Below are 10,148 nucleotides of genomic sequence, written 5' to 3'. Positions count from 1 at the left end.
CTCGAGGGGCTAGGCGCTGGAGCTGGATTAAGAAAACCACAAGTAGTTATCCACAACTAAATAATTTAATAATTTCCTAAACAGCAAGAAAAGGGCTGTCGTCTGACAGTCCTCATTTTTTTGTTCTGATCGCCCCGTGCTCTTGGCCCAGCTGGAGGAAGCTTTTCTCAGTGGAAGTAATCAGGATTTTTGTTCCCAATGGAATATACTCATAGAGGGAATCAACCGCCTCATTTTGCAGTCTGACACAGCCTTTCGATACTTTTTTTCCTATACTGGAGGGGTCGTTTGTTCCATGTATTCCATAGGTTCGGCCATCTGTGTTTTCCGCGTCAAAACCGATCCATCTGCTACCCAGCGGATTTCGAGGGTCCCCTCCTGGAATATCAAGCTTTCGATAATACGGGTTAGCAGCCTTGACTGTTATGGTGAAAAGACCTTCAGGTGTCAGGTCCGCTGATTTGCCTGTTGCTGCGCTGACAACCGTCTGCACTCTGTTCTCATTGATCAAAGCGACCTCGTTCGTTTTTTTATTTACAATCACAAATGGGTCCCCCGGCAGTGGATTTGTTCCCAACGGCCAGACAGGAGAAAAAATGAAAACTGCAAGAAGCATGGAGATAAACATCGGCATGCTGATCCCTCCGTTGTCTTTTTTTCCGTTAGTTTGCCGCAGCCGGCTGACTTTTATTCTTCCCCGTATTCATACCTTTAAATGACCGTTTTAACAAAAGAAATTGTTCCATTTCATTGACGAAATGAAGCAGGGCAGCCCGCGCCTCGAATTCCTCCCTTGTTTTCGGCAACTCCATATTTTCAAATTCAGCTCTCATCCTCAATAATTTTTCCAGATAAAATACAACCGTATTCCCCGGGTGGATGCCTTTTCCCAAATCCTCGATAAACTCAGCAACCATATTAGCCTGCGCAACGTGCTGAGGAATGGACGTGATCGATGGCAACACTCGCTCAATAATTTCAAATTGCTTTTCTCTTATTTTAAAATACTGATAGTATAAGTTCTCATCTCTCAAAATATTGTTTTCGACATCAAGAATCGCCAGACCAATTGCTTTATCAAGCAAAATGGATGTTTCCGTCAATTCCCTGCCATCCCAAGTGGAATCATTGTTTCGGAGATATTTGGAAATTTCGTTGAAAATTTTCTTGAACAACGCCTCTATTTCACTTTGGTAATGCTCAAGCTTGTAATCGACACTTGGCATATAAAGATTCATGATCAACGCTACCCCAATTCCAATGGTGATGATTCCTAATTCATTGAATAAAAGACTGCCTGTTACATTTCCAGCCGAGTAGAGATGCATGATGATGACGCTGCTCGACACTACTCCCTCTTTTGCCCCAAACATGACAACGGTCGGGATGAAAAACAGCAGCAGCAGTCCAATCACAACTGGATGGTAGGCAATGCCCTCAAAAAACACCGCAGAGAAAGCCATCGCAATAATACAGGCGATAAACCGGTGCCATGATGCTTGTAGCGACCTCTTTTTTGTCACCTGGATGCAGAGAATCGTCAAAATGCCTGCCGAAACAAAATTCTCGAAGCCAAAAAACTGGGCAATGATAATGGAGAGCGCCGTACCAAGTGCTGTTTTTAAAGTCCGATAACCAATTCTGAATTTCACAGTAATTTCTCCTATCAAACCAACTTTTCTCAACTTAAAACTTAATAAAAAGAAGATCATACCATTCAGGATATGATCATTCATAGTTTATCAGATATATCATTGTTATGAAAAGCAAGCTGCCGGTTTTTTTTATAGCATTTTATCAAGAAACTCTTTAGCCCTGCTGCTCTTCGGACTGCTGAAAAATTCAGCTGGTGGCGCATCTTCTACCAGAACTCCGCCATCGAGGAATAGAACGCGGTCCGCCACCTCGCGTGCAAAGCCCATTTCATGTGTGACAATGGCCATCGTCATACCGGTATGAGCCAGCGACTTCATGACCTCTAATACCTCTTTGACCATTTCTGGATCCAGTGCGGAAGTAGGCTCATCGAACAGCATAACACCAGGGTCCATCGCAAGCGCCCGAGCGATCGCTACTCGCTGTTTTTGGCCACCTGACAATCTGCTTGGATATTCATTTGCTTTTTCGGATAGCCCAACTTTTTTCAGCAGTTCTAGACCATGTTTTTCTGCTTCTGACTTGCTAATGCCTTTCACCTTTAATGGTGCATAGGTGATGTTTTGCAGCACGGTCATATGCGGGAATAGATGAAAGTGCTGAAACACCATGCCAACATTCTCGCGGACTTTCATGATATTCGTTTTTTTATCAGTAATATTATCTGCGCCTATTATAATTTTGCCGCTTGTTGGCTGTTCCAGTAAATTGAGACAGCGGAGAAAGGTCGATTTTCCAGAACCTGAAGGACCAATGATGGCAACAACCTCTCCGTTCTTGATTGACGTTGAGATTCCTTTCAGAACTTCAAGACGGCCAAATGATTTATGAAGATTTTGTACGTTAATCACTTTGTCTCAGTCTCCTTTCCACTAGCTTCCCAACGAATGTCAAGGAGATGACCATAAGATAATAGATCATACCGGCAAAAATCATCGGCTCGAAAAATCGGTATTGGTCTCCACCGACAATATATGCTCTCCGCATAATATCATTTGCAGCAATAACCGTTACGATTGCCGATTCCTTCGTCAGGGTGATAAATTCATTCATCAATGCTGGCAGGATATTTTTCAATGCCTGGGGCAGGATGATGTCCCACATCATGCGATTTCCAGGTACACCAAGAGCCTGCGCTGCTTCTTTTTGCCCCTTGTCCACGGCTAAAATACCGGCGCGAATGATTTCGGAAATATAGGCGGCAGAGTTCAAAGAGAAGGAAGCAACAGCAGCATAGTAAGATGATATTTCAAAGCCGATGATCTGCGGAGCTCCGTAATAAATGATCATCAATTGCAGGATGAGCGGAGTCCCTCTGAAGATGGATGTATAAATATCCGCAAACCAATGGAGCGCCTTGTATTTGCTGATTTTAAAAATCGCAAGGATGATACCGAACGCAAAGCCCAGAAGACCTGCTACTAAAACGATTTTCAGTGTCACGCCGATTCCCTTTAAAATATAAGGCAATGAAGGGAGGATGGCGGTAAAATCAAGATCCATATTGTTAACAGCCCTCTCTGTCTAATTCATGAAGGAGAAAGGCGCCCAGAAGACATAAGCATTCTGAACGCCTGTTTTGCTTTTTACTTTTCTCCGCCAAACCATTTAACGATCAACTTGTCTACTTCCCCATTCTCCATCTTTTCTTTCAGAACCTTGTTGAAATCCGCGGTCAGTTTGCTTCCTTTAGGGAATGCAATAGCTGAACCTGCTTCTTCTTCGCTTCCACCTTCCAGTGTGAATCCTTCCAAGTCAGGATTATTGTCAAAATATCCTTTCGCTACAGTATCTTCAATAATCGCTGCGTCGATGCGTCCAGCTTTGATTTCCTGAACGAGTTCAGGAATTCTTGTCCGCTTTTCGATTTTGATATCGACTGTTTCCGCAATTTTTCCAGCTTCTTCTTCCTGAACGGAGGATAGCTGAACTCCAACGGTCTTTCCTGCTAGGTCTTCGATTGATTTAATATTGCTGTCTTTTGCAGAAACGATCATATGCTGTGCTGTATAGTAAACATCCGAGAAGTCGACGCTCTTTTTCCGTTCCGGAGTAGGAGTCATACCTGCCATGACAAAGTCTACGCTATCTGCCTGGATTGCACCAATAAGGCCGTTGAAATCCATGTCCTTGATTTCAATTTTATAGCCTAACTCATTTGCGATCAGGTTAGCTAAATCCACGTCAAACCCAATGATTTCATCGCTTTTTGCTGTGTCCACGTATTCAAATGGCGGGTAATCCGCTGACGTTCCCATTTTCAAGATCTTCTTTTCTTCTCCGCCGCTACCTGAAGTGTTTTCAGGGCTTGTTCCGCATGCAGCAAGAACTGCCATCATCAACATGCCAATGATTCCTATTGCAACTGTCTTTTTCACTTGTCTTCCCCCTATTTATAACAGATATTTTATCAATATACTACTGTTCAATCTATTTCTCTAAGCGATCGAACTAATATTTATTAACTAAAGTGTATTTTAACACATATTAATAATTATGCAATAATATTTTTCTTTATTAATTAACTGTTTTTTTAGTGAAAAAGACCCCGGAAAACCGAGATCCTTTTTCATTTATACTTCTTCGCAATAATCTTCGAATGCTTCTTGCAGTTTATTTACTACCTGCATTGGATCGTGGCCTTCAATTTCGTGGCGCTCGATCATTCTGCAAAGCTTTCCATCCTTCAAAAGGGCAAAGGAAGGAGAGGAAGGCGGAAATCCGGTGAAATAGCTGCGGGCCTTTTCTGTCGCTTCTTTATCCTGGCCGGCAAAAACAGTAACAAGTTGGTCAGGACGCTTATCGTAGTGCAGCGCATGCGTGGCCGCTGGACGAGCGATGCCTCCAGCACATCCGCAAACGGAATTCACCATGACCAGCGTTGTCCCCTTTTTAGCAATAGCCTGTTCTACATCTTCGCTAGTGGTCAGTTCTGTATATCCAGCTGCCACAATTTCCTGGCGTGCCTGACGGACTACATCATTCATGAAAAAATTAAAATCCATGCTCATTGAAATCTCTCCTCTGCTAGGAATTATTTAGTACTTCACTAATGATACCAACTAACGTAAATTTTTCAAAGTAAGTTTAACTTTCCGAAAATCCGGGAAAGGTAACAACACAGCTAGATCCATACCCCTAAACTCCCTAAATGGAGGACAACGGCATATGCTGTTGTCCGCTTTTTTTGAATCATGCTCTATTATTTTCTGGCTTCAAAATAGGCTTTGAATAACTCGTCGACGCCAGAGGCAACGGGCGTGTTACCTGATATCACTTCATTTTTAATTTTTGGAAGCAAACTTTTGACAGCAGGGTGCTGAAAAAAATTCATCTGAAGCTGGTCGATGATTAGATCATTCAGCCATTCCTTTATCTGAAACCTTCTTCTCTCCTCAAAAACACCGCTTTCCTTAGTAAGGCTCTTGAAGTTTGAGATCCTATTCCATATTTCGTCGTTCCCTTTGTCGTGCAACGCTGAGCTCGTTAAAGCGGTCGTTTGCCAACCCTTTGTTGCCGGCTGCAGGAAAGGAAGAATTCGGTTATATTCTTCTTTTGTCTTTTTGGCCGCCTGTTCATTTTGACCATCTGCTTTATTGACTATAACACAATCCGCAAGTTCCATGATTCCTTTTTTCATGCCTTGAAGTTCGTCCCCTGCACCGGTGAGGACAAGCAGCAGGAAGAAATCGACCATATCCCTGACGATGACTTCGCTCTGTCCGACCCCGACCGTTTCAACGAGGATCACATCGAAGCCTGCTGCTTCACAGATTAACATCGTTTCCCTCGTTTTCCGGTGTACTCCTCCAAGTTTCCCTCCGGATGGGGAGGGACGGATGAAAGCTCGTGGATTTCTTGCAAGCTTTTCCATCCTTGTCTTATCTCCTAAGATACTTCCGCCCGTTACAGTTGAGGTAGGGTCCACGGCAAGTACTGCAACCTTGTGTCCTAGGTCGCATAGATAGCTGCCGAAACTCTCAATAAACGTACTCTTCCCAGCTCCCGGAACACCTGTAATGCCTATCCTAATGGAATTTCCCGAATCAGGTAGGAGATGTTGCAATAGCAATTGGGCGTATTGAAAATCACGTTCTGCGTTGCTTTCAATCAAGGTGATTCCTTTTGCCAGCGCGGTTCTGTTTCCGCCTCTGATTTCCACTGCAAGGGTATAAGGATCTATTTTACGGTTTGCTGTTTTCTTAACGAAACGTCCTGTTTTAACAGGATATTCGTCCCCAGGATCATTCCCTGAAACACCGGGCTTCAAGGTGCTTGAAAAGAAATCAGCCTTTTTCGGTTCATACCATTCTGGCCTTTTTTCGTCCTTCATTATTGGGACACTTCCTCATAGCCCAAGCGTTCATAGATTGTCCGCAACACTTTTTGGGCTGCAATCGGTATGATTGTTCCTGGCCCAAAAATCGCGCTGGCTCCGTTGTCATATAAAAACTGGTAGTCCTGTGCAGGGATGACTCCGCCGACTAGGACAACAATATCCTCACGGCCCAGCTTTTTCAGTTCATGAACGAGCTGGGGCAACAGCGTTTTATGTCCTGCTGCCAGCGAGCTGATCCCTATGGCGTGGACATCGTTTTCCACTGCCTGGATGGCTGTTTCTTCCGGTGTCTGGAACAACGGGCCGATATCGACATCGAAGCCTAAGTCTGCAAATGCGGTTGAAATGACTTTAGCCCCCCTGTCATGGCCATCCTGCCCCATCTTTGCTACCATAATTCTCGGTCGGCGCCCCTCATTTTCGAGGAATTCCTTTGTCATTTGCTGGACTTCTAAAATTTCTTCTTCATTTGTGAAGGCGGCACTGTATACGCCGCTCACTGACCGAATGACTGCTTTATGCCTTCCTGCCGCTTTTTCAATGGCATCTGAAATCTCTCCAAGCGTCGCCCGTGCCCGAGCGGCCCTTACAGCATACTCCAGAAGATTGCCTTCCCCAGTTTCAGCTACAGCAGCCAAATCCATTAAAGCAACTGCAACTCTTTCACTATCACGATTTTCTTTCAGCTGCTTGAGCCTTTCGAGCTGTTTTGCGCGAACAGCAGAGTTATCAATATCGAGGATTTCAAGCGGATCCTCCTGGTCAAGCCTGTATTTATTCACGCCGATAATTATTTCTTTGCCAGAGTCAATCTGGGCCTGACGTCTTGCAGCTGCTTCTTCAATGCGCATCTTTGGTAAACCAGTTTCGATTGCTTTGGCCATCCCGCCAAGATTCTCAATCTCTTCGATATGCGCCCAAGCTCTCTCAATCAGCGCATCTGTCAGGCTTTCTACATAATAGCTACCCGCCCATGGATCAATCACTTTTGTGATTCCGGTCTCTTCCTGCAAAAACAATTGGGTGTTGCGGGCAATGCGGGCCGAGAAATCTGTTGGCAGCGCAATCGCTTCATCAAGCGCATTGGTATGCAGGGATTGTGTATGGCCCATTGCTGCTGCATGTGCCTCCACTAATGTTCGGATGACATTATTATAGGGGTCCTGCTCAGTCAGGCTCCATCCTGAAGTCTGGGAATGGGTCCTCAAAGCCATTGACTTTTCATTTTTGGGATGGAACGTATTGATCATTTTTGCCCAAATGTATCTCGCCGCCCTCATTTTGGCGACTTCCATAAAATAGTTCATGCCGATCGCCCAGAAGAAGCTTAATCTCGGGGCGAATGAATCGATATCAATGCCAGCTTTCAAACCTGTCCGCACATATTCAAGGCCATCAGCCAGGGTATAAGCAAGTTCAATATCCGCCGGCGCTCCGGCTTCCTGCATATGATAGCCTGAAATACTGATTGAATTAAATTTAGGCATGTATTGGGATGTGTACTCAAAAATATCAGCGATGATTTTCATGGACATTTCCGGCGGGTAAATATAGGTGTTTCTGACCATGTACTCCTTCAAAATATCATTTTGGATCGTGCCGGATAATTGTTCCTGCGTCACACCTTGTTCCTCGGCTGTAACGATAAAAAATGCCATGATCGGCAGGACTGCTCCGTTCATTGTCATTGACACAGACATCTGGTCAAGCGGAATTTCATCAAACAGAATTTTCATATCCAGGATGGAGTCAATCGCGACACCTGCCTTTCCAACGTCCCCTTCCACCCGCGGATGATCCGAATCATATCCCCTATGAGTGGCAAGGTCAAAGGCAACAGACAAACCTTTTTGTCCCATCGCAAGGTTCCGTCTGTAAAATGCGTTGCTTTCTTCCGCAGTGGAAAAGCCCGCATACTGTCTTACCGTCCATGGGCGGTTTACATACATCGCTGGATATGGCCCCCTTGTGTAAGGCGGAAGACCAGGCATGCCATCCAGATGCTTAACAGATTCAACATCTTCTTTTGTATATACACCCTTTACCTTGATTTGTTCATTTGTCTCAAACAACAAGTCTTCAAGCTTTTCTTTAATAGGAGTGTCAACCTGCTCCTTGCCTTCCTTTTTTTCATCAGCAAATAAGGTGATTTTTGTGAAATCAGGCTTTCGCATTGTTGCCTTCCTCCATTTCTTGAAGAATCGATGATAGGGACTGGTAAGCATTGCTTCTTACATGCAGAAAATCCCCGATTCCAGCAGTGTTCCATTCGCTTGCTTTTTTCTCCGGGATACCTGCGAGATAAAGCTTTACATCATATTTCTTCATGATCTCAAGCGCCAGCTTGGGACCAAATGAGTGATAGGAAGCCTGGTCCCCACAGATGACAAATTGTTTTACACTCGATGCTTTAATGAAATCCAGCGCTTCCTGAACTGTATAGATCTCGTCGCTCTTTAGCGTATAAATTCCACCCGCTGATAAAAGACCAGTAATGAAATCGGCCCTTGGCTTATGTTTTTTCAACTGGTTAAGACAGAGTAAACCAACTACTGGACGCTGCCCTATTTTCTCCAGAACCTTTGCCCTGAATCTTAGTTTCTCAAATGGTTGTGATAAACGTTTCGGTTCTAGTCGTGTAAAACTTTGTTCAATGTCTTCAAACCCTGTTAATAGCGGCTCTTCTGATTCAATCATTTTTTTACAGTCACGAAGTGTGCCTCCAAAATATGGACGATTACTGTTCTGTACTTCTGGCTGGCGAACTGTTTCTGATAGATTGGCATACACATTTGTCCCGACGATGCTCGTTTTCCGTTTAAACAGATCCTCTTCCCTAGCATGTGCCGTCTTGTCAATCTGTTCATGAAGCCAACCGGACTTCAAGGCCTGATAAATGCCTCCCCTGCTATCCAACTCAAGGAATAGATCCCATGCTTTTTCAGCTAGTTCATTAGTCAAGGATTCCAAGTACCAAGATCCTCCAGCAGGATCGGCTACTTTTTCGAGATGCGCCTCTGCTTTCAGGATTAGTTGTGTGTTGCGGGCCACCCTTTCAGAGAAGGTGCTGACGGTTCCCATTGCTTCCTCGAAGCTTCCTGTGTGCAGGTACTGTATGCCGCCCAGCACTGCAGCAAAAGCTTCATTCCCAGTCCTGAGCATGTTTACATACGGATCAAAAATCGTTTTCGTATACGTTGAAGTCTCAGCTGATAGAACCATTTTCTGGTCTTCAGGTTCAGCACCGTATGCTTCCGCTATTTTACTCCATACAATCCTGGCAGCCCTGAGCTTGGCTGTTTCCATGAAGAAGTTCGAGCCGATCGCAAAATGGAACACAAATTTTGACAACGCTTTCTTCGATTCCCAGCCCTGGTCAAGCAATTGCTGCAGCAAGTATGCCCCAGTAGCAATGCTGGCAGCGAGTTCCTGCACCGCACTTGCACCGCTGTCATGATAAGGAACGGTATGGACGAGCACTGTTTTTAGTTGTGGCCATTGCTGGTCTGCTTCCTTCAGCATCCTTGCCCATTCAGCAAAAAATATCTTTTCTTTTTTTGGCAATCCCCCATTTAGACTTGCTTCAGCAACAGGATCCGCCGCGACAAATCCTGAAACCTTCCTTGAAGTCCCTTCCTCTTGGCAAGCAACAGACAATGCCGCAAGAAGCGGTGTTTGAAGCAATCCTGCATTCAAACTTAAAGGGTAGTTATTTTTAAAAGAAGCGAAGAATTCTGCCAATCCACGAGGGTCCATGAACAAATTGGGCTTTACTTCAAAGGAAATCGCGGTTTGACCCTTTGCTAAAGCAGCGTGCATTTTTTCTTTCAGTTCCGTTACATCCTTGTAAGAAAGACGATTTGCTATATGCCAGGTTACAGATTGGTATCCTAATGGTTCGATTCCGCGCCTGTAGTCTGGTGTGCCGGGAAGTGCTCCGGTCCATCCGTCAGGTAAATCGGCTTTTGTATAAAGAGGTTTAAGAATGATCTCTTCATATGTATCGGTATAAAGCGATTGAATTGATTTCTCTTTAAGTGAAGCAGCAACTTTTTTTTGCCAATCATCTAATTCTGCCTTATGAAATGCAGCAGCCTTCATACTCTCGATTGTCATATAATTCCCTGTCTATCGTTCAGACAGTCTTCCCTCC

Annotated in this window: 9 protein-coding genes; all 9 read right to left on the bottom strand. The window is 44.5% G+C overall.

Annotated elements, in window-relative coordinates; all coding sequences use genetic code 11:
* Window positions 1–112: 112 nt before the first annotated feature.
* Window positions 113–634 (bottom strand): L,D-transpeptidase, encoded by a 522-nt coding sequence (locus UB32_RS11090; RefSeq protein WP_044393786.1) that lies wholly within the window; start codon window positions 632–634, stop codon window positions 113–115.
* A gap of 28 nt (window positions 635–662) precedes the next feature.
* On the bottom strand, window positions 663–1,652 hold the full coding sequence (locus tag UB32_RS11085) for an aromatic acid exporter family protein (protein WP_044393784.1): 990 nt from the start codon (window positions 1,650–1,652) through the stop codon (window positions 663–665).
* A gap of 132 nt (window positions 1,653–1,784) precedes the next feature.
* Window positions 1,785–2,507, bottom strand: a complete 723-nt coding sequence (locus UB32_RS11080; protein ID WP_044393782.1) for an amino acid ABC transporter ATP-binding protein — start codon at window positions 2,505–2,507, stop codon at window positions 1,785–1,787.
* Window positions 2,500–3,159 carry an amino acid ABC transporter permease gene (locus UB32_RS11075; RefSeq protein ID WP_044393780.1) on the bottom strand — a complete coding sequence of 220 codons (660 nt, stop codon included), beginning with the start codon at window positions 3,157–3,159 and terminating at the stop codon, window positions 2,500–2,502. The genes UB32_RS11080 and UB32_RS11075 overlap by 8 nt, the downstream gene beginning before the upstream one ends.
* 83 nt (window positions 3,160–3,242) lie before the next feature.
* The gene (locus UB32_RS11070) at window positions 3,243–4,034 is read right to left on the bottom strand and encodes a transporter substrate-binding domain-containing protein (RefSeq protein WP_044393778.1); all 792 of its coding nucleotides are present in this window, start codon (window positions 4,032–4,034) and stop codon (window positions 3,243–3,245) included.
* Between the two features lie 195 nt (window positions 4,035–4,229).
* Window positions 4,230–4,667 (bottom strand): BrxA/BrxB family bacilliredoxin, encoded by a 438-nt coding sequence (locus UB32_RS11065; RefSeq protein WP_044393776.1) that lies wholly within the window; start codon window positions 4,665–4,667, stop codon window positions 4,230–4,232.
* A 191-nt stretch (window positions 4,668–4,858) separates the two neighbouring features.
* The gene (gene meaB, locus UB32_RS11060) at window positions 4,859–5,989 is read right to left on the bottom strand and encodes a methylmalonyl Co-A mutase-associated GTPase MeaB (protein ID WP_044393774.1); all 1,131 of its coding nucleotides are present in this window, start codon (window positions 5,987–5,989) and stop codon (window positions 4,859–4,861) included.
* Window positions 5,989–8,169 (bottom strand): methylmalonyl-CoA mutase, encoded by a 2,181-nt coding sequence (scpA, locus tag UB32_RS11055; protein WP_044393772.1) that lies wholly within the window; start codon window positions 8,167–8,169, stop codon window positions 5,989–5,991. The genes meaB and scpA overlap by 1 nt, the downstream gene beginning before the upstream one ends.
* Window positions 8,156–10,111 carry a methylmalonyl-CoA mutase family protein gene (locus tag UB32_RS11050; protein ID WP_044393770.1) on the bottom strand — a complete coding sequence of 652 codons (1,956 nt, stop codon included), beginning with the start codon at window positions 10,109–10,111 and terminating at the stop codon, window positions 8,156–8,158. The genes scpA and UB32_RS11050 overlap by 14 nt, the downstream gene beginning before the upstream one ends.
* Between the last annotated feature and the right edge of the window lie 37 nt (window positions 10,112–10,148).

The organism is Mesobacillus subterraneus (assembly GCF_000934845.1).
GTDB classification, from domain to species: Bacteria; Bacillota; Bacilli; order Bacillales; family Cytobacillaceae; genus Mesobacillus; species Mesobacillus stamsii.
The sequence above is the reverse complement of the archived record's forward strand: the minus strand, read 5'-3'. Positions and strand labels throughout refer to the sequence as shown.

Bases quoted from the DNA above. Each gene is read 5' to 3' on its own strand.
- UB32_RS11050 (WP_044393770.1), bottom strand. From the start codon at position 10,111: ATGACAATCGAGAGTATGAAGGCTGCTGCATTTCATAAGGCAGAATTA.
- meaB (WP_044393774.1), bottom strand. From the start codon at position 5,989: ATGAAGGACGAAAAAAGGCCAGAATGGTATGAACCGAAAAAGGCTGAT.
- UB32_RS11090 (WP_044393786.1), bottom strand. From the start codon at position 634: ATGCCGATGTTTATCTCCATGCTTCTTGCAGTTTTCATTTTTTCTCCT.
- UB32_RS11065 (WP_044393776.1), bottom strand. From the start codon at position 4,667: ATGAGCATGGATTTTAATTTTTTCATGAATGATGTAGTCCGTCAGGCA.
- UB32_RS11075 (WP_044393780.1), bottom strand. From the start codon at position 3,159: ATGGATCTTGATTTTACCGCCATCCTCCCTTCATTGCCTTATATTTTA.
- scpA (WP_044393772.1), bottom strand. From the start codon at position 8,169: ATGCGAAAGCCTGATTTCACAAAAATCACCTTATTTGCTGATGAAAAA.